The sequence below is a fragment of the Pantoea sp. Morm genome (genome assembly GCF_016643525.1).
Classification (GTDB): Bacteria; Pseudomonadota; Gammaproteobacteria; order Enterobacterales; family Enterobacteriaceae; genus Pantoea; species Pantoea dispersa.
The window spans coordinates 1-18,156 of sequence record NZ_VOQX01000034.1 but is presented as its reverse complement, the minus strand read 5'-3'; the positions used below and the strand labels follow the sequence as shown (position 1 = coordinate 18,156).

Annotated in this window: 25 protein-coding genes; 9 read left to right on the top strand and 16 right to left on the bottom strand. The window is 56.8% G+C overall.

Features of this window, described 5'->3' with window-relative positions; all coding sequences use genetic code 11:
* Nucleotides 1-22: 22 nt before the first annotated feature.
* The 4 genes from fliI to fliF are packed head-to-tail and all read right to left on the bottom strand — an operon-like array spanning nucleotide 23 to nucleotide 4,785.
* Nucleotides 23-1,378, bottom strand: a complete 1,356-nt coding sequence (fliI, locus tag FT726_RS13580) for a flagellar protein export ATPase FliI (protein WP_021509867.1) — start codon at nucleotides 1,376-1,378, stop codon at nucleotides 23-25.
* On the bottom strand, nucleotides 1,378-2,082 hold the full coding sequence (fliH, locus tag FT726_RS13575) for a flagellar assembly protein FliH (RefSeq protein ID WP_021509868.1): 705 nt from the start codon (nucleotides 2,080-2,082) through the stop codon (nucleotides 1,378-1,380). Before fliH ends, fliI begins: the two co-directional genes overlap by 1 nt.
* Nucleotides 2,075-3,067, bottom strand: coding sequence for a flagellar motor switch protein FliG (fliG, locus tag FT726_RS13570; RefSeq protein ID WP_346302922.1), 993 nt, complete (start codon nucleotides 3,065-3,067; stop codon nucleotides 2,075-2,077). Before fliG ends, fliH begins: the two co-directional genes overlap by 8 nt.
* The gene (fliF, locus tag FT726_RS13565) at nucleotides 3,064-4,785 is read right to left on the bottom strand and encodes a flagellar basal-body MS-ring/collar protein FliF (RefSeq protein ID WP_346302921.1); all 1,722 of its coding nucleotides are present in this window, start codon (nucleotides 4,783-4,785) and stop codon (nucleotides 3,064-3,066) included. The genes fliG and fliF overlap by 4 nt, the downstream gene beginning before the upstream one ends.
* Nucleotides 4,786-5,062: 277 nt before the next feature.
* On the opposite strand from fliF, the gene fliE reads away from it, so the two are divergent.
* Nucleotides 5,063-5,374, top strand: a complete 312-nt coding sequence (gene fliE / locus FT726_RS13560; RefSeq protein WP_021509871.1) for a flagellar hook-basal body complex protein FliE — start codon at nucleotides 5,063-5,065, stop codon at nucleotides 5,372-5,374.
* A 45-nt stretch (nucleotides 5,375-5,419) separates the two neighbouring features.
* Here the strand turns inward: fliE and FT726_RS13555 are convergent, their stop codons facing one another.
* The 3 genes from FT726_RS13555 to FT726_RS13545 all read right to left on the bottom strand — a co-directional run bounded on the left by FT726_RS13555 (nucleotide 5,420) and on the right by FT726_RS13545 (nucleotide 6,234).
* Entirely contained in the window at nucleotides 5,420-5,593 is a 174-nt protein-coding gene (locus FT726_RS13555; protein WP_158251397.1) for a hypothetical protein, read from the bottom strand.
* Between the two features lie 85 nt (nucleotides 5,594-5,678).
* A complete protein-coding gene (locus FT726_RS13550) occupies nucleotides 5,679-5,864 on the bottom strand; it encodes a hypothetical protein (RefSeq protein WP_058785645.1) in 186 nt (61 codons plus the stop codon).
* Nucleotides 5,865-6,033: 169 nt separating this feature from the next.
* On the bottom strand, nucleotides 6,034-6,234 hold the full coding sequence (locus tag FT726_RS13545; RefSeq protein ID WP_058757398.1) for a hypothetical protein: 201 nt from the start codon (nucleotides 6,232-6,234) through the stop codon (nucleotides 6,034-6,036).
* 538 nt (nucleotides 6,235-6,772) lie between these two features.
* Between FT726_RS13545 and FT726_RS13540 the strand changes: the two genes are divergently transcribed.
* On the top strand, nucleotides 6,773-7,036 hold the full coding sequence (locus tag FT726_RS13540; protein WP_031280177.1) for a biofilm/acid-resistance regulator YmgB/AriR: 264 nt from the start codon (nucleotides 6,773-6,775) through the stop codon (nucleotides 7,034-7,036).
* A 241-nt stretch (nucleotides 7,037-7,277) separates the two neighbouring features.
* A complete protein-coding gene (locus tag FT726_RS13535) occupies nucleotides 7,278-7,499 on the top strand; it encodes a hypothetical protein (RefSeq protein ID WP_150060136.1) in 222 nt (73 codons plus the stop codon).
* Between the two features lie 38 nt (nucleotides 7,500-7,537).
* On the opposite strand, the gene FT726_RS13530 is transcribed toward FT726_RS13535, so the two are convergent.
* A complete protein-coding gene (locus FT726_RS13530) occupies nucleotides 7,538-8,749 on the bottom strand; it encodes a diguanylate phosphodiesterase (protein WP_222951906.1) in 1,212 nt (403 codons plus the stop codon).
* Between the two features lie 243 nt (nucleotides 8,750-8,992).
* Between FT726_RS13530 and FT726_RS13525 the strand changes: the two genes are divergently transcribed.
* The gene (locus FT726_RS13525) at nucleotides 8,993-9,241 is read left to right on the top strand and encodes a hypothetical protein (RefSeq protein ID WP_211726884.1); all 249 of its coding nucleotides are present in this window, start codon (nucleotides 8,993-8,995) and stop codon (nucleotides 9,239-9,241) included.
* 57 nt (nucleotides 9,242-9,298) lie between these two features.
* Here FT726_RS13525 and FT726_RS13520 read toward each other — a convergent pair whose 3' ends face one another.
* On the bottom strand, nucleotides 9,299-9,934 hold the full coding sequence (locus FT726_RS13520) for a S24 family peptidase (RefSeq protein WP_058757403.1): 636 nt from the start codon (nucleotides 9,932-9,934) through the stop codon (nucleotides 9,299-9,301).
* 141 nt (nucleotides 9,935-10,075) lie between these two features.
* On the opposite strand from FT726_RS13520, the gene FT726_RS13515 reads away from it, so the two are divergent.
* The 4 genes from FT726_RS13515 to FT726_RS13500 all read left to right on the top strand — a co-directional run bounded on the left by FT726_RS13515 (nucleotide 10,076) and on the right by FT726_RS13500 (nucleotide 11,793).
* Complete coding sequence (locus tag FT726_RS13515; protein ID WP_031280179.1) at nucleotides 10,076-10,465, top strand: hypothetical protein; 390 nt, start codon at nucleotides 10,076-10,078, stop codon at nucleotides 10,463-10,465.
* The gene (locus FT726_RS13510) at nucleotides 10,446-10,775 is read left to right on the top strand and encodes a hypothetical protein (RefSeq protein WP_127834273.1); all 330 of its coding nucleotides are present in this window, start codon (nucleotides 10,446-10,448) and stop codon (nucleotides 10,773-10,775) included. The genes FT726_RS13515 and FT726_RS13510 overlap by 20 nt, the downstream gene beginning before the upstream one ends.
* Before the next feature lie 82 nt (nucleotides 10,776-10,857).
* Nucleotides 10,858-11,376, top strand: coding sequence for a hypothetical protein (locus tag FT726_RS13505; RefSeq protein ID WP_288421776.1), 519 nt, complete (start codon nucleotides 10,858-10,860; stop codon nucleotides 11,374-11,376).
* A 150-nt stretch (nucleotides 11,377-11,526) separates the two neighbouring features.
* Entirely contained in the window at nucleotides 11,527-11,793 is a 267-nt protein-coding gene (locus FT726_RS13500) for a hypothetical protein (protein ID WP_021509881.1), read from the top strand.
* A 17-nt stretch (nucleotides 11,794-11,810) separates the two neighbouring features.
* On the opposite strand, the gene FT726_RS13495 is transcribed toward FT726_RS13500, so the two are convergent.
* The 4 genes from FT726_RS13495 to FT726_RS13480 all read right to left on the bottom strand — a co-directional run bounded on the left by FT726_RS13495 (nucleotide 11,811) and on the right by FT726_RS13480 (nucleotide 15,630).
* Nucleotides 11,811-12,050 (bottom strand): DinI-like family protein, encoded by a 240-nt coding sequence (locus FT726_RS13495; RefSeq protein WP_021509882.1) that lies wholly within the window; start codon nucleotides 12,048-12,050, stop codon nucleotides 11,811-11,813.
* Between the two features lie 337 nt (nucleotides 12,051-12,387).
* Nucleotides 12,388-12,711, bottom strand: a complete 324-nt coding sequence (locus tag FT726_RS13490; RefSeq protein ID WP_127834271.1) for a DUF6388 family protein — start codon at nucleotides 12,709-12,711, stop codon at nucleotides 12,388-12,390.
* A gap of 72 nt (nucleotides 12,712-12,783) precedes the next feature.
* A complete protein-coding gene (locus tag FT726_RS13485) occupies nucleotides 12,784-14,076 on the bottom strand; it encodes a sugar ABC transporter substrate-binding protein (protein WP_058780709.1) in 1,293 nt (430 codons plus the stop codon).
* Nucleotides 14,077-14,085: 9 nt separating this feature from the next.
* Nucleotides 14,086-15,630: a methyl-accepting chemotaxis protein gene (locus FT726_RS13480; protein WP_125311399.1), complete on the bottom strand. Its 1,545-nt coding sequence runs from the start codon at nucleotides 15,628-15,630 to the stop codon at nucleotides 14,086-14,088.
* A 207-nt stretch (nucleotides 15,631-15,837) separates the two neighbouring features.
* Between FT726_RS13480 and yedD the strand changes: the two genes are divergently transcribed.
* Nucleotides 15,838-16,305: a lipoprotein YedD gene (gene yedD, locus FT726_RS13475; RefSeq protein ID WP_288421783.1), complete on the top strand. Its 468-nt coding sequence runs from the start codon at nucleotides 15,838-15,840 to the stop codon at nucleotides 16,303-16,305.
* A gap of 50 nt (nucleotides 16,306-16,355) precedes the next feature.
* Here the strand turns inward: yedD and fliT are convergent, their stop codons facing one another.
* The 3 genes from fliT to fliD form a co-directional block, all read right to left on the bottom strand.
* The gene (fliT, locus tag FT726_RS13470) at nucleotides 16,356-16,715 is read right to left on the bottom strand and encodes a flagella biosynthesis regulatory protein FliT (protein ID WP_288421784.1); all 360 of its coding nucleotides are present in this window, start codon (nucleotides 16,713-16,715) and stop codon (nucleotides 16,356-16,358) included.
* Complete coding sequence (gene fliS / locus FT726_RS13465; protein WP_059009604.1) at nucleotides 16,715-17,119, bottom strand: flagellar export chaperone FliS; 405 nt, start codon at nucleotides 17,117-17,119, stop codon at nucleotides 16,715-16,717. Before fliS ends, fliT begins: the two co-directional genes overlap by 1 nt.
* 12 nt (nucleotides 17,120-17,131) lie before the next feature.
* On the bottom strand, nucleotides 17,132-18,156 hold a 1,025-nt coding region (fliD, locus tag FT726_RS13460; protein ID WP_346302920.1), incomplete at its 5' end, for a flagellar filament capping protein FliD.

Below are 18,156 nucleotides of genomic sequence, written 5' to 3'. Positions count from 1 at the left end.
CGTTACCTCAAGTCGGGCGGCGTTAGCCGAACATCGCCTGCAGGTGCAGACAGGCATCGTCATAATCGCTGCGTTCAAAAATGCCCTGCTGCAGGAAAGCTTCCATCTGCGGATAGAGCTTAATGGCCCGGTCCAGCATCGGATCGCTGCCTGCGGCATAAGCGCCGACGCTCACCAGATCGCGGTTACGCTGAAAGCTGGAGAGCAACTGCTTGAACTGGCGCACGCGCGCATAGTGGGTTTCATCAATCAGCGAGGTCATGGCACGGCTGATCGACGCTTCAATATCAATGGCCGGATAGTGACCGGCCTCGGCCAGGCGACGCGACAGCACAATGTGGCCGTCGAGAATGGCGCGCGCCGAGTCGGCAATCGGGTCCTGCTGGTCGTCGCCTTCGGTCAGTACGGTATAGAACGCGGTGATTGAACCGCCGCCGTGAATGCCGTTGCCGGCGCGTTCTACCAGCGCCGGCAGCTTCGCGAACACCGAAGGCGGATAGCCTTTGGTGGCCGGCGGCTCGCCGATCGCCAGCGCGATCTCACGCTGCGCCATGGCGTAGCGGGTGAGGGAGTCCATAATCAGCAGCACGTGCTGACCGCGATCGCGGAAATCTTCGGCGATGCGCGTGGCATAAGCGGCCCCCTGCATACGCAACAGCGGCGATACGTCGGCCGGCGCGGCGATCACCACCGAGCGCGCGCGCCCTTCGGCGCCAAGAATGTTCTCGATAAACTCTTTAACTTCGCGGCCACGTTCACCAATCAGGCCCACCACGATGACGTCGGCTTTGGTGTAACGCGCCATCATGCCGAGCAGCACCGATTTCCCCACGCCGGAGCCGGCAAACAGCCCCATACGCTGGCCGCGGCCCACAGTGAGCAGGGCGTTGATCGCCCGCACGCCGGTATCCAGCACATCGTGGATCGGCGTACGCTGCAGCGGGTTGAACGGCGCGGTGATCAGCGGCGCGCGGTAGCCGGTTTCCGGCGCGGGCAGGCCATCCAGCGGCTTGCCGCTGCCGTCCAGCACGCGGCCGAGTAGCTCCGGCCCCAGCAGCAGCTGTTTACCGCTGTGATCGCCGTGCACGCGGGCATACACGCGCGCGCCGGGCAGAATGCCGTCGACCTCTTCCAGCGGCATCAGAAACAGTTTCTGGCCGTTGAAGCCGACCACTTCGCTTTCCACTTCGGTAATCGTGCCGTTGTCGTGGCGCTCAATAATGCAGGTGGCGCCCAGCGGCAGCTGCAGGCCGGTGGCTTCCAGCACCAGACCGGTGGCGCGCGTCAGGCGGCCATAGCGGCGCACCGTCTGCACCTGACTGATGCGGTCTTCAAAACTGTCGAGCGCGCCCAGCCAGCGCGAAAGGCGTGACGTCATCAGAATGCTCCCGGTGCCGCCAGACGGCACAGCTCCTGCCAGCGCGTGGCGACGCTGGCATCCAGATCGCCGTCTTCGGCGCTGAGTTTACAGCCGCCGGGATGCAGCGAACTGTCGGCCAGCAAACGCCAGCCATGTAAATCGAGCGTTGGGCCCAGCGTCTGCTCAACGCGCTGCAGATCGTCCGGGTGCACGCGCAGCTGCGGTTTGCCGCTGAACATCGGCTCCTGCTGAATCAGCTGCTGGATCTGGCGCAGCAGGGCGCTGCCATCCACCTGCGTCGCCTGGCCAATCACCGTACGCGCCGCTTCCAGCGCCAGCTGCATCAGGCGCGATGCAATCACGCTATCCAGCGCTTCCAGCGTGTGATGAAACTCGGTGACCAGCTGCTGCATACGCGCCTGCAGCGGAGCCTGCTGCTGCTGGGCATCGGCCAGTCCCTGCTGGAACCCGGCGTCATAGCCGTTTTGCTGCGCTTCGGCGAAGCCTTTCTGATAACCTTCGCTGTAGCCCTGCGTCTGCGCATCTTTACGCATCTGCTGCTGCAGACGTTCCAGCTGCTGCTGCTGTTCATCTTCCTCGCTCAGCACGAGGTCGCTGTCAGGCTCCTCTGCCAGCAGCAGTTCAGGCTCAGGCGGCTGCGGCGCGCCTAAATCATCAGGCTGCCAGCGCTGCCATGCACGGGCGGAAAAGGCATCAGACATAGGTTTCCTCGCCACCACCAATTACCATCTCGCCTGCTTCCGCCAGACGGCGCACGATAAGCAGGATTGCTTTCTGTTCGTTCTCCACCGCGGACATCCGCACCGGGCCACGGTTGGCGAGGTCGTCGCGCAGGATATCGGCGGCGCGCGCCGACATGTTTTTGAGGAATTTCTCGCGCAGCGGCTGCTCGGCGCCTTTCAGGGCAATCAGCAGCTGCTCGGACTCCACTTCCTGCAGCAGACGCTGGATGCTGCGGTCGTCCACTTCCACCAGGTTTTCGAACAGGAACATCTCGTCGATAATCTTCTGTGCCAGCTCGCCATCGAAGTCGCGTACTGCTTCGATAACCGCTTCTTCCTGCTGGGTTTTCATCAGGTTGATGATTTCCGCTGCGGTTCTTACGCCGCCCATCTTCGCGCGCTTGAGGTTGGTGCCATCCAGCAGGCCGTTGAGCACTTCGGTCAGCTCCGCCAGCGCCGCCGGCTGTACACCGCCGAAGGTGGCGATACGCAGCATCACATCGTGGCGCAGACGCTCGTCGAACAGCGCCAGAATATCCGCCGCCTGGCCGCGCTTCAGGTGCACCAGAATGGTGGCGATAATCTGCGGGTGCTCGTCGCGGATCAGATCCGCCGCCGCCTGCGGTTCCATAAAGTTGAGGGTTTCCATGCCGCTGGTGGTTTCGCGCGTTTCGAGGATATCTTCCAGCAGGCTGGAGGCGCGCTCTTCACCCAGCGCCTTGATCAACACCGAACGCAGGTAGTCGTTGGAGTTGAGGCTCAGCGCAGCAAACTGTTCGGCATCGGTTTCGAACTCGCACAGCACTTCGGTCAGCTGCTTGTGCGAAATCTGTTTCATGCTGGCCATCGCGGCGCTGAGGTGCTGTACCTCACGCTGGTTGAGGTGTTTAAACACCTCCGCCGCACGCTCTTCGCCAATGGTCATCATCAGAATGGCGCTCTTTTCAGTACCGGTCAGACTCATAGTTCGTTACTCATCCATTCGCGGATAACCAGCGCCACAACGCGCGGATCGTTTTCAGACATATCGCGGATGCGCTGGCTCATCACCTCGGCGCTCATGCGGTTGTTAGATTTGCGCTCCTGGTCCAGCTCGTCTTTATTGATCTGGACGCTGTAAGCGGCTTCTTCTTCACGCGCGGCAGCACGGGCAGCGGCGGCTTCGGCGGCGGCTTTCTCGGCTTCACGTTTACGCAGCAGCTGCGGACGCACCATTTTGCGGTAAAGGATGAAGGCAACCAGTGCCACCAGCAGCCAGCGACCGGCGGTCATCAGCTGATCAAAGAACGACTGCTGCTGCCAGAAGGGCAGGTCGCCGCCGGTCGGCTCGGTGGTGTTGAACTGCGAGTTCACCACGTTGACGCTGTCGCCACGCGTTTGCGAATAGCCCATCGCTTCGCGGGTCAGATCTTCAATCTGCTTGATCTGCTGATCGTTCAGCGCCACCGCTTTGCCTTTGCCGTCATCGCGGTAGTTGACCACCACGGCGACCGACAGGCGCTGCACGTCACCGACGTTGAGTTTGGTGTGACGAATGGTGCGATCCAGCTCGTAGTTCACCGTGTCGTTGCGGCTGGAGCTGCTCGGGCCGCTGCTCTGCGCGGTGCTGGTCGCGGTGCCGGCATTCTGCGCGTTGTTGTTGTTCTGCTGACCGTTAGCGTTGTTATTGTTCTGCTGCTGCGGGTTGGTGACCGGCGCGGTATTGGCTGGCGCAGGCTGATTCGACAGCGCACCCGGTACGCCGCCCGGATAAGGGCTGCCGTTCTGATCGCTGGTGCTGGTCTGACGTGAGCGAATCGCCGTGTTATTCGGGTTCGCATTCGGCTGATACTTCTCGTCCGTCTGCTCGCTGCGGTCAAAGTTAATCTGCGCGGTCACCTGCGCATGCACATTACCCTGACCGAGAATCGGATTCAGAATGGCTTCAATGCGCTGCTGATAGCGTGCTTCCACTTCGGAGGCATATTTCAGCTGGGCATCGTTAAGATCGCGGCCTTCGCTGTCGGAGCGCGTCAGCAGGCGACCCGCCTGATCGACCACGGTTACATTGCCTGGTGGCAGACCGGCTACGCTGCTGGAGACCATGTGCTGAATCGCCTGAATCTGGCCCTCATCCAGCGCACGGCCCGGTTGCAGGTTCAGCGTTACTGAGGCAGACGGGGATTTTTGCTCGCGCACGAACAGCGTCGGTTTTGGCATCGCCAGATGCACGCGCGCGCTCTTCACCGGTCCGAGCGTTTCGATGGTGCGCGCCAGCTCACCTTCCAGCGCACGCTGGTAGTTAATCTGCTCACTGAACTGGCTGATACCAAACTTCTCTTTATCCATCAGCTCAAAGCCTACCGAACCCCCTTTCGGCAGTCCCTGCTGGGCAAGGCGCAGACGCAGCTCATGCACTTTATCGGCGGGCACCATCAGGGCGCCGCCGTTTTCAGCGAACTGGTAAGGGATGTTCATCTGGGTGAGCTGGGTAACAATCGCGCCGCCATCCTCATCAGAGAGGTTGTTATAGAGAACGCGATAGTCGGGCGCTTTGGCCCACAGCACCAGCGCCAGAACCACGGCGATAGCGGCCGCGGCAGCAACGATTAATGGAATACGCGGATTTGCGCGCAGGCGGGCGAGAAGGTCATTAAAGCCTTTCTTTGCTGTATCCTGTGTGGCGGCTGCACTCGCATTCATGACCAATTCCTGCCTGACATAATTGACCGGGTGTATGTAGGTGACAAAATTGACTCCCTGATACGCATCCCCGCCCGTTGATGCCGTGTTGCTGGCCGACGGGGTAGGGGAAAAAATGAAATTCCAATCTAATGCCTGGCATTATTTGATGAATCGTGTCACTTCGATGGCTGGATAAGCCGGGTTTTTTGCAGTCATTTAGCGCCTTTGTCCTATTGACAGTGTGTTAACTTTTCCTCCGTGAAAAAAAGAACCCTTCATCTATGAGGTACAGGCAATGTCAATTCAGGCAATTGATGGCGTACTGCAGCAGCTGCAGCTGACGTCACTGCAGGCCAGTGGCAAACCGACCGAGTCCGCCAGTCAGCTCGATTTTGGTGCCACCATGAAAGCCGCGCTGGATAAAATCAGCGCCACCCAGACCGCTGCGCGCAGTCAGGCGCAGGATTTTGAGCTGGGTAAACCGGGCATCCAGTTGAATGATGTGATGGTCGATCTGCAGAAATCGTCGATTTCGATGCAGATGGGGATTCAGGTGCGTAACAAGCTGGTGAATGCCTACAGCGAGATCATGAGCATGCAGGTCTAGCGGCGCGCAATAAAAAACCGCCTGAGAGAGGCGGTTTCGTCAGGGTCAGGGCAGTGACAGTTTTTCGCTGATCGTCCTGTAGCCCTGTTCAGCGAAGCGTTGCTTGCTGATGGCATCGTTTTTGGTGGGTTCAAACCAGGCACCTTCTCCACTGGTTGAGAAAAACCAGACTTCTGGCTGTTCTGCGCCGCGCTGCACCCAATAAAATCCTTCCTGCATTATCATGTCCTCCTCACAGGAATATAGTTCAGCTACGCTGCGCTTAACAGCGTAACTGACAATATTCTCACCTGCAGACGAAAACCTAAGCAGATTGCACCTCTTCCGGTGGCATCAGTTTGCCACTGAGAAGTTTAAAACCGGCAGATTTAAAACGAGGCAGAGAAAGCGGTATCGGCTCCATCGGGCGATAAAAACCGCGTCCAGCATCCCAGTACCATACCTCAGGCTCAGTTGTGCTGCTGCCTACCCAGTAAAAACCCGTATCCATCAGTGCTCTCCAGAAATGAATGAAGGCACGCCTTCTCTAATTTCCGCAAAATAATGTCTTAATTAAACTCAATGATCAATCTCGGTTGCCGCTTCGCTTATTAACGCCAGCAGTCAGCGGCCACGAAAATAACATCCGGTGGGTCGGTCCAGATATCATCGAAGGTATTTTACTGATCCTGATAAGGATCTTTTTTGTCATCCTGACTGTCATCGCGTGTACGCGGGATTTCGCCGTGCTCACGAGCATCATCATGGGCTGGATGATCATCTTCCTCATAAGCATTACCTGCATGCGGCGCGGCTTCCGGTAAACCCTTGTGTACCTCGCCCTCGTTTTTACGCTCCTTGTTGGTTTCGTGTTGTTTCATCTTTCTCTCCAGCAGGGGTTTTGTTGTGATGAATTTTAGCTGATCGCTGGCCGTTTCTGGCGGCCGTAATCGTTTTCACACTCTACACGCAGAACGGCTAAATTGTACAGTTTTGCAAAGTTGTACAAGTTTATGGGGGCTGTATAGAAGTGCACGCGTCAGCTAGGAGTAAAAATAATTTTGTTGAGCAGAAAGAGAGGCTTAGCACAGCGCCTGATATTTTATTCAGGTTAACCGCATGATTTTTCCTGCAAAAATGGTGATTTATTGTTGAAGGGAATGGCAAAATTATTGTGCAAATCTCCTCTGACCACACGAAATGCTAACTAAATTGTTGTACAAGTTTTCCATCTTTGTATAACTTCTCGCTTGTGGCAGTCAGTCACACGTAACGAATGATGCTTTGCATCGCCTCTGAAGGTGTTGTGGATTTCCACTTTCAGAGGCTGCTTTTTTACCTGTGCTGATTCAAAAATTTAACCTGAGTAACCGATTAATCACTGCAGTTTGCACTGCAGCTCACCCGATGAGGCTTGTTATGGAACAGAATGCATTGGCGTCAACAGAGTCTCAATTGTCAGAATATTTCCAGCACGCGGATTCAGAATATGCCAGTGAAAAAGAGATCATTGCGCTGATTTATAAGCAACTGGCAGCGGTGAAACTGCGTGTGAGCAATAAAGATATTATTCTGGCGCTGCTGGAGCGATTAGAGTCTGAACATGACGTGGTTCAGCTGGATATTTATCGCCAGGCACTGGAACTTATTGTTCAGCGCACGCCTGACGATATCGCTTCCTGAAACCTGTGTCTGTCGTACTCCACTCCATTGCCGAAACACGGACGTTTAGTTGCCTGTTTGTTTCGCCCCTTAGCTTAGGGGCATTTATTCTCTTCGCGTCTCGTTTCCTGCCTGAATAAGCCCAGCGTGAAATGCACAATTGCCTCTATTCTCTGCTACAGTAATTAGCTGGAGTAAGCTTTCATGCAAGCAGGGTTACTCATTACGCCAGAGGGCGTATCACTTTATCGGGCACGCATGAATGTCTGATTCGCGGCGCAGGCCGCTGGGCAAACCTATGAATGATGGTTATTACTGGATTAAAGATGGCGAGCGTCATCCGGAAGTGTGGCTGTACCAGAAGCAGTTTGGCTGGTTTCGCCCGTGCAGCGCGGTGCCAATGACGCAGCGCACGTTTGAGCTGATGAAATACGTGGTGCTCAGTGAACGGCTGGAGGAACCGGCACGCGAGACTGAGTGTTAAGCGCGTGACCGCCGTAATTACGGCGGTCAGCGTGTGAGTTACTTGATCTCCGGCCAGGCCACTGCCGGAAAACCATTAAACTGCGGACGGGCAAACAGATAGCCCTGGAACTGACTGACACCCACCGCTTCCAGCCACATCCACTCCTCGGCTTTCTCCACGCCTTCAGCAATCACCGCGATCTCCAGCGAAGCGCAGCACTTAATGATGGCGTGTACAATCGCCTGTTTTGGACCGCTTTTGTGCACGTCACTGATGATTTCCCGATCGATTTTGATCTTATCCGGCTGGAATTTAGACAGCAGCGACAAACCCGCAAACCCGGCACCAAAGTCATCCAGCGCCAGGCTGATACCCGCCGCCTTAAGTTTTCTTACTTCTGCTGTAAACTCTTCGGCACGCGAGATGATTTCATTCTCCGTCACTTCCACCACGATCTGCTCCGGTACCAGATCGTTGGCCGCGATTTCCTGCAGCAGGAAATCCACCGCATTCGGGACGGTGACCAGCGACATCGGCAGCAGATTGATGGTCAGCGTCTGCTCGCCGAGGCCGAGATTTTTCGCCAGGTTGAAGGCCAGACTCTTGGACTGAATATCGGCGTGGTAAATCGCATCACCGCCAAACGCAGAGAAGTACTCCTGCGGTGAACCGCCGTCCGGCGTGCGAATCAGCGCTTCATAGGCCGTAATACGCCGCGAGAAGGGATCAACAATCGGCTGAAACGCAAACCGGCAATCCTGTACATAGTGTTGCAGACTCTCCAGCTGACGCTGGCTTTCCGCATCAGTAATAAATTCCCAGGTATTCGCCGGCGGGATCTCGAAATAGTTCTCTTTTTCCCGCGCCTCAACGAAGGTGCGCAGGAACTGCAGTGCACGGTCGTCATAGGTGAGCTGGTAACGCGAAGTGCCTTTATCCAGCACCGCCTGTAGCACGCTGGATTTGTCATGCTCGCGCAGGTCAAACAGCTCCATACCGACGTTACCAAAGCGCCGGGCTGGCGCGAAGTCATGCATCAGCTCAACCAGATTGTGATGGCGGGCGTCGCGGCAGATACGGTCGTAAATGCCCTGAACGGCCTGATCGGGTCCTTCAAGCAGCTGGAAGAAATGTCGCCCATCAAACAACAGAATGCCGGTGACATCTGAAACTTCGTTTTTCTTATTGGCTTTGCCAACCATATCCTCCAGCGTTTTGATGGGAACGTGATCATAGAGGTGGCTGCGGTAAAGGATGGTAGTCAGCATGAGATTGTCCGGCGCTATCGTTATTTTGCCTTACATTAACAGCCAGACGGCTGGATCTGTCCAGCGCTGAGACGCGTGATCGTTAACTATTTTATAAAATTCCACTTAACCGAAGCGGCTGGCGGGGCACGGCAGGGGGAATTTTTACTCAACCGCTGGCCAGCGGCGTGAACGATAAATAAATTCGATTGAAAGGATAAATGAAAAGCGTATCGTTAGCCGGGTTAACCGGAGGTGATAAAGATGTTGCGTGATTATTTGAAGATTGATGAAAGCGATCGTTTAGTTGAGCAGAGCTTATTACGCCTGCATAACCGGGGACAGGAAGATGTCACCGAATGGCACATTGTCGGTGCCAACGGTGAGCACAAGGGCAGCGTGGCGCTGTTCGACAAACTGAGTAACCGCCGCTCTTACCGCGTCAGCTACCGTATAACGCAAACCGATCCCGAGGGAAGGGTGGTCGTCGATCATCTCACCGACACGTTGTGATTTTTGCCGTAGTCTTTTGTTGGATTTGACCCGCCGCGTGGCGGGTTTTTTGCTGCTTCAGCGGCTGCCGCGCCGCCGCATTTCCACTAGCGTGCCAATCAGTTCCAGCGTACTTTTCTGACTCTGCTGCACGGGAAAATCTTCGTTCAGCGGCCGTAACGAGAAAATTTGCTCGTCGTGCATCCGAATAATTCGCACCATCGCGACGTCGTCTACCCGCGCCAGCACCACATCGCCCGGCTGGGGCACGCGTTGCGGATCAAAGATCAACCGGTCGCCGGCGCGATACGCCGGGTTCATGGCGTCATCTTCCAGCGTAACCGCCAGCGCACTGTCGCTCAGCGCTTCGTCACTGTAAAGAAAGCGGACAGCCTGCTGCTGCCACTGCAGTCGCTGCTCATTCAGCCAGTCCGCGGCCTGCACCAGCGTGACCAGCGGCACGGCAGTGAGAGCGGGGGAAGTGTGCGTACTGGCAAACGGCTGGCCGTCGCCATCAATAATCCACGCCGCGCTACACTGCAGCAACTCCGCCAGCCGCAGCAGATGCTCACCACGCGGCACCGTCTCTTCTTTCTCCCACTGCGAAACCGCAACGTGCGACACGCCAATGCCATTGGCCAGCGCCTGCTGCGTTAATTTCATTGCCTTACGGCGCTGGCGAATGCGCTCACCACCAGATTCTTTTTTCATCATCTTGACAACTCCTCCAGGCTTGACTTAAGTATACTTAAAATCATTATTTAAAGTAAACTTAAATATGCCGCTGGCCGTGATACTGGCGAGGGAGGTCAGCGGGGTGTCCGGCTAACCCTCGCCAGGTGAGAGAGGTAGGGCATGGAGAGTAGTTTGGTCACCAGCGTAGGCGCACTGCTGCTTGGCGGTGGCGCGGCAGCGGTGTTCTGGAAACCCCTGATGGCGGGGATCGCTTCTATCGTCACCAGCAATCGCGCGGGCGGCGAGATCATCACCAGCTACAAAGAGCAGGTGCTGCTTCTCAAGGAGAGCCATGCGCTGATGCGCCAGGAAAACGATGAACTGCGTATCCGTCACGACAAAAACCTGCGGCGTATCTCATCGCTGGAGACCGATCTGCGTTTGATCAAGAACGCACTCGGTATCCTGCTGGCGACCACCGAAGCCGAGCACAGCGATAAGTTTCGCAGCCAGATTAATCAATTGATCACCACTCTGGAGGAGAACCGCGATGGTGCAGATAAACAGTGAACTGCTGGTGCGAAGCCACCGCCGTCATTTGATGCTGGGTGGCCTGCTGATGCTGTTATCGCTGCTGTGTGTGGCGATGACCATTCTGTTTCTTTACGTCAATAACGACGCCAACCGGCGCGTGGAGGAGATTCGCCAGCAGTACCGGGCGATCTCCGATCGACGCGAAGCAAAGGTCGCCGAACTGACCAGCCAGCTGGTCGAGCTACAGAAAAAGCTGGATGCTCAGCCGCCGCGCAGCGCCAGCCACACCTCAACGCCCTCCACGCCGCCGGCCGGGCAGCAAACCGCGCCACAGCCGCGGCGCTAAGGAGGACCTGATGCGTATTACCGAGCGGATCGCAGTCCGTTTGCAGCAACTGCGGTCTTTATTTAGCAATAAGGAGAAAATTATGAGCGATCAAACTGTCATCAATCCAACCAGCGCTGCGGCGCAACAGGCATTATCACCGCTGGAGAGTTTTGCCAACGAAACGGCCAGCACGTCTGCTGTGCCGGCTGCCGCTGACAGCGCAGCTGATAGCGTTGCCCAGCCAGCAACGCCGCCGGCAGCCGCAACGCCAGCTGCGCAACCGGCAGCGCCCGCCAGCGCTGAGCAACCGTTTCATGCGGATGCTCCGGTCGATCTCGATCAGCAGCTGGCAACGCAGGATACGCTGGCGAACGGCTCGGCCAGCGCAGGCGCCTCGGCGGCCGCCACACCTGGCGTGCGCAACGCGCAGACCGCCGCACCGGTTGTTGCCCCTGACGCGCCGGTGGCTGCGACCGCCGCCAGCGATGCGGTGGCGCAGGATATCAGCGCCGGGGTGAAGGACTTTGTCCAGGCCTTCAGCTTTGTTGAACAGGGCGTGCTGAAGCTGGGCAGCGCCGCAAAGGATGAACTGATTGCGCTGGCGAAGAAGTATCTGTAATTCAGGCGGGCATAACAAAGGGACAGGGATGTCCCTTTTCCCTGCGGCTACATACTTCGGATAATTCTGCAGGCGGCTTCGCTATTATCTGCTAACTTTAATTGCTCAGGCGTTATTTTAACTGGCTTTATCAGCAAAAAGGAAAATAGCATGAGTGATACAGAGGCAATCAAAACCAAAACTGACTACCTGCGTGATGTCACCTCACAGCTAAAAGAGATGCGTCACTATGCGCAGACCAACACTGAGACGCTTTCCAGCCACTGGCTGGCCTTTGATGCCGGGGAGTATAAGGATAAAGAGTACGCCACGCGTTTTGATGCGCTGATCAACAAGCAGGGACAGCTGCTGGATGATATCGATCAGGCGATTCAGGATCTGGAAATCGCCATCAATCACAGCGAGCAGGAAAGCTAAGCGCGGCTGCTGGTGGCCTAATCGGCCACCAGCCACATCTCGGCTTCATCGAACATCTCTTCAACAATACGCGCAATCGTCGCCTTGTCGTTTTTACTCATATCGGTTTCGATGGCGTTTCGCTCCATCGGCTTAACCCGCACCTCCAGATCCGGAAAGACGCGCTGCACGCGTTTCTCCAGCTCCTGCAAAATCATTTCGCGCGCGCCCGGTAATCCGGCTACGTTGCGCTTGTCGTAAATCAGCTCCACAAACATCAGGGCATTCCAGTAATCAAAGTGGGAGCGTCATATTACTGTAAATAAAACCAGTGACAAGCGGCAGGGCGGCAATTATTTTCATACGGGTGAAACAGCGCGGCGTAAAGATGCAACGACAGGGGAGTAAAGCGGGCTAAAGCAGAGGGCGCACGCAAAAAATCGAACCTCTGGAGGTGGAAATCCAGCAACACCTCCAGAGGCGGTGCAATAGCACCTTTCGTTCAAGGACAATCGACGACAGTCGTCGTGAGTATTAAGTTATACAACTTTTCCTATCTTGTACAACTTTTTCCCCGGAAATTTCTCTCCGATCGCCTTTTTATCAGTACATCGCTTATAACTCGTTCTTAATACAGAACTCTTCCCACGTCATACCCAGTGCTTCCGCGTGAGATTTCAGATAGGTTTCAATCGCTTGTGCAGCAACCGCTTTATCCGGTTCCGCCAGCTGGATGGAGAACAGCATGCCGTCGAGCTTCTTCTGCCGCAGAAACGCGGCATAGATGCGCTCGGCGTGCCACGCGCGCAGTTCACGCAGGGACATATTGGCGGCGCGCGCATCACTCTCACTCAGTTCATCCAGCGCGGACTGAAAATCAGGGTGGGCGGTGAAAAACAGGCTGCGGGCCTGGGCGTAATACTCTTCAGGGGTTTTCATTCGGGGTTCCTGCCGGTCAAATTGCGCGTTAGTGTAACCCGCACACGGCGACTTGTCAGGAACCCCGAATGTTTACTGCTGTGCGGCTTGCAGGCGCGTCACGTCCTGCTGATTTTTTTCCAGCGTTTGGTCCACCGTCAGCTTGCCCTGCAGCAGCGCCGCCAGATTCTGCCCGACGGCGTTACCCATCTGATCAAAGCCAGCAATACTGACGTACTGCACACCGGTGTAAGGTACGGTGTTCAATGTCGGTTGATCGACGGTGGCGGATTCAATCGCGCTGCGCACCTGAGCGGCGTAAGGCGCCAGGCGCTGGTAGTTTGGCTGCTGGTAGGTGGAGTTGCGGCTGCCGGGTGGCACAGCTCCCCAGCCGACGGTATCCGCGACCTGCTGAATATACTGCCGCGAGGTCGCCCAGCTGATGAAGTCCACGGCGGCGGCGCGCTGCGGTGAGTTAGCCGGTACCGCCAGCGCCCACGACCACAGCCAGTGCGAGCCGTTGCGCGTAATGCCGCCCGGCGCCGGCGCAAATGCCAGCTTGTCCGCCACCAGCGAGATCTGCGGGTTAATCAGCAGCCCGGCGGCGACGGTACTGTCGATCCACATCGCGCATTTTCCCTGTGCGGTAAGACGCAGGATCTGGCCAAAGCTATTGCTGGCCGTATCCGGCGGACCGTCCTGTTTCACCATCGCCAGATAATCGGTCAATACCTCACGCCACTCTGGCGAATTCAGCGTCGGCTGCCAGCGATCGTCAAACCACTGCGCACCATAGGCGTTGGCCATGGTGGTGAGCAGGGCCACGTTATCGCCCCAGCCGGGCTGGCCGCGCAGGCACAGGCCATAGATACCGTGCTGAGGATCGGTGAGTTTCGCCGCAAAATTTTTGATGTCGGTCCAGTCGGGATCGTCTGGCATGGTCAGCCCTTTCGCCGCAAACAGATCTTTGCGGTAATAGGTCATGCTGCTTTCCCCGTAAAACGGTAGCGCGTACAGCGTTTGCTGCCAGGATAGTGCTTTGCGCACCGGCGTCAGCAGATCGTCGCTGTCATACTCTGGCGGCAGGTTATTGAGCGGCGCCAGCCAGCCTTTTTTACCCCACAGCGGTGCTTCATAGGTACCCACGGTAATCACATCAAATTTTGCGTCACCGCTGTTCATGGCTGCCAGCACCGCCTGGCGCAGGGCGCCATCATCCATCACGTGCCATTGTAGTTTCACGTCCGGATGCTGCTGTTCGTAACGGCTCGACAGCTGCTGCATGATAGTCATGTCACCATTGGCAATGGTGGCGATATTGAGCGTGGTGGCGGCCTGGCTGAGCAGCGGCAGCGCGGCCAGCAGCGCGATTATGGTACGCTTCATGGCGGCTCCTTATGGCTGCTGCAGGCGGAAGAATGCCATTTTTTCCACCAGCAAACCGGCATGCTGGCTCACCGTCTGGCTGGCCGCGCTGGCCTGCTGCACCAGCGATGCATTCTGCTGGGTGGCACCGTCCATCTGGATTACCGCGGTGTTCACCTGCTCAATGCCGCTGGATTGCTGGCGGCTGGCCACGGCGATCTCGCCAACGATATCCACCATGCGCGCCACGCCATGATTGATGTCGTTGAGCATCTCGCCAGAGCGCTGCACCAGCGCGCTGCCGGCTTCGACTTTACCTACGCTGGCATCGATCAGCGCCTTGATCTCCTGTGCGGCACCGGCCGAACGCTGCGCCAGCTGTCGCACCTCTGACGCCACCACCGCGAAGCCGCGTCCCTGTTCCCCGGCGCGCGCCGCTTCTACCGCCGCATTCAGTGCCAGCAGGTTGGTCTGGAAGGCGATTTCATCAATCACGCGGTTGATATCCGCGATGCGCTTGCTGGAGGATTCAATCTCCTCCATCGCACTCACCGCGTCGCGCAGAACACCGCTGCCGCGCTCGGCCTGATGGCGCACATCGCTTGCCAGCTCGTTGGCCTGCGCGGCGTTGTCCGCGTTGTGTTTCACCGTGGCGGTCATCTGCTCCATGCTGGCCGCAGTCTGCTCCAGCGAGCTGGCCTGCGCGTGGGTGCGCTCCGACAGATCGTCGTTGCCATCCGCCATCTGGCGTGCCGCATCGCTCAGTGCATGGGCACTTTCGCCCACCTCGCGCACGATCTCCGCCAGCCGCACATCCATGCGCAGCAGCGCCTGCATCAGTTCCCCCATCTCATCGCGCGTTACCGTACCGATACGGTGATTGAGCTCGCCGCCGGCAATGGCATCCGCCAGCTCGCGCGCCTGGGCGATGGAACGGTTAATCGAGCGGATCAGCAGCCAGCCGGAGACCAGCGCCAGGCTCAGACCCAACAGCAGGATGGCGAACAGGCTATTGCGTGCCAGCAGGTAGTCGCGGTTGCCCTGTTGCCAGGCCGTCTGCGCATGCTGGCGCATCAGCGTATCCAGCTGATCGATATCCTGCTGCAGCAACTGGCTGCCGCTGCGCAGGCGGGTTTCGATCACCACCAGTGCGGCGGACGGGTTACCGCCTTTCAGCAGCTCACCGGCTTCGTGCAGCGCACCCTGCCAGCCGTCGAGATGGGTCAGGAAGCGCTGGCTCAGCGGTTTGGTCTGCGCATCAAACGCCAGCTGCTGCCAGGTATGGCGATCGGCGTTGATTTGCTGACCGTACTGCGCAATGCGTGCCAGGCGTTTTTCCACTTCACTGCTGTCGGTCCAGTAGCGCAGCGCATCGAACAGGGTAGCGGATTGCTCCTGCACCATGCGGTACAGGCGTGAAGAGTATTGCAGCGGGAGCAGCTCGTTCTGATAGGCATTTTGCGCGCGCTGATCGGCAGCGCGCAGGCCGATAATTCCCCAGACGGCAGCAATAATCAGTAACAGGCACAGCAGGCTGACAATCGCAGCCAGACGTGCGCGAAGGGTCAATCGCATAACAGCGTTCTCCGAAACCAGGGTGAGTAAGTCGTCAATATTGTTATGGGTGCAGGTGCTTTAGACTTCACATCAGGTTATCGGCGAAGAGTTGAACAGCTTGAGGGCGCCGGAGAAAGAGAAGGGGGATTCCACCGCAGATACCTTGCGTCACGCCGGGAAAACATTATAACGTAGCCGCCATTGATGCGAGTGTAGGGACCGAAGATGAAAAAGTGGATGGTACTGGCCGCGCTGGCGCTGGCGCTGAGCGGCTGTGCGCAAATCAACAGTTATGACGAAGCGGTAAAAACCCCGGCACCGCTGGAACTGCAGGGTAACTGGCAGACGATGGGACCGCAGAGCAAGCTGATCAACAGCGAGGCTATGGCCAGCCTGATCGTCAGCGCTGATGGCACTACCCTTGACTGCCGCCAGTGGCAGCGGGTGATTGCCAAACCGGGCAAGCTGACGCGCCTGGATGATGACTGGGTTAACGTTAACCGTCAGGCGCGCGTGATGCCGCTCTCGCTGGAGAACGGTGAGCTGCACTACGATGGACTGACGCTGCGTAAAGTGGATCGCCCAACCGTCGAGTGCCAGCAGGCGCTGGACGAAGTGGCAAAGCGTCCTGGCGACGCGGTGATTCAGGATATTGAGCCGCAGATTCTCAGGCCGGTCACGGCAGAGAAATAATCCGATTGCGCGGGTAAGGCCACAGTGCCGTTACCCGCGCAATCTGTGGATTAAAGGTTCCCCGGGTAGAGTACCTTGTTAGAGAAGCGGCCATAGGCTGAGGTGACTTTTTGTTGTTGCGACGTCGTTTGCACCAGCGATCGCAGTTCATCCATGCGCTGAGTCAGTAAGGTTTTTATCTCGCTTTCATTATCCAGTACCTGTTTCAGCATCGGACGGATCTGTAAGCGTAATCCGGAAGACAAAGCACTGGTATCCTGCTCGCGCGTCACGCTCTCTACATTTCGCAGATAAGTCATCTCACAAGCGATCAAGTCATCCCACTGGCCACCTCTGGCCTGCGCGAGCATCGCGTTACTGAGCTGCAGCAGTTGCTGATAGCCCTGAAGTAAATCAACGTGTGTCGACATTAATACGAGTCCTGCTGTTGGTTAGGGCCGATTTGCTTCCACGCCTCTGCAATATTGCTCAACAGCGCTTCGACTTCTGCAATCGCTTGCGGATCGTTACGCAGATTGGCCTCCAGCAGACGGCGCGTCATGTATTCATACAGATCGTCAAGATTGGCAGACAATTCGCCACCAACTTCATGGTTCAGACCAGCTCGCAGTCCGTTAGTAATGATGTTTATCGCTTTCGTCAGCGCCTGACCCTTACCGGGAATATCACCCTGATCCATCAGAATGGTGGCTTTTTTCATAGCGCTCAGTGCGCCATCAAACAGCATTACCACCAGCTGATGTGGGCTGGCACTCAACACGGCACTCTCTAAACCGACCTGTGCGTAGGCCTGAATGCCCGATTTGGCGTACATATTTAACTCCTGTTAACTGCTCATGTTCGCGAACTGCTGCGTCAGATAGTTCTGCGTCTGGGTCATGGATGAGACCAGTGTGTTCAGATTGGTGAACTGTGTCTTATAGCGCGCCATAGTAGTCGTGATTTGCGCATTTACCCGATCGTAATCATCAGACAGTTTTTTTAGCGTCTTGTTAATACCATCGGTAGCGTTCTGCACGGAACCATTGGTGCCCAGAATCTGATCGAGGTAATTGCTGGTCTGGGTTGCAAAGCCAGTGGTTTTGCCGTCACCTGACAGGAAACTGACCACATCTGCCGATTTTTCATCCAGCGCTTTGTTCAGTTTGGTGCTGTCGACGGTCAGCTTGCCATTCACATCCTGGGTAATGCCGATCTGTGACAGCAGGGAAATGCTGCCGCCGCTCTGGGCACTGGTGGACAGCTTAGAGCGCAGGCTGGTCTGAATGTTACGCAGCGTGCCATCACCTATCAGATCGCCATTGCTGGAGTCCTGCGAGGTACTGCCCTGATCCACGGCGGTGTATTTGGTCTGGTTACTGATGGTAGTCTGCAGCGAGTTGTACGCGTCAACGTAAGCCTGCACCGCGGCGATCATCGGCGCATTATCCTTGGTGACGGATAAGGTCTCCGGGCTGCCGGTGTTGGTTTTGGTCAGGTTTAGCGTGACGCCTTCCGGCGCATCAGTAATGGTGTTGCTGCTGCGGGTGATGGCGACGCCGTTGATGCTCAGTTTGGCATCGGCCGCTTCCACCTGCTCCGTCATGCCATTGCTACCGCCACCTTTGGTAAAACCAATGTACTGCGCCAGGGCGCTGTCATCGGTAGACACCGTCATCTCATTAGTGGTACCGGTATCGCGTGAGGTCAGGGCCAGATAATAGGTATTGTCATCAGACTTGATAATACTGGCGGTAACGCTGCCCTGCTGTTTGTTAATCGCATCTTTAATGTCCGTCAGGCTGGTTTGATCTTTGCTCAGCGTGATGGTCATTGGGTCTTTCTGACCCGGTTGCGTAATGGTGATGGTGC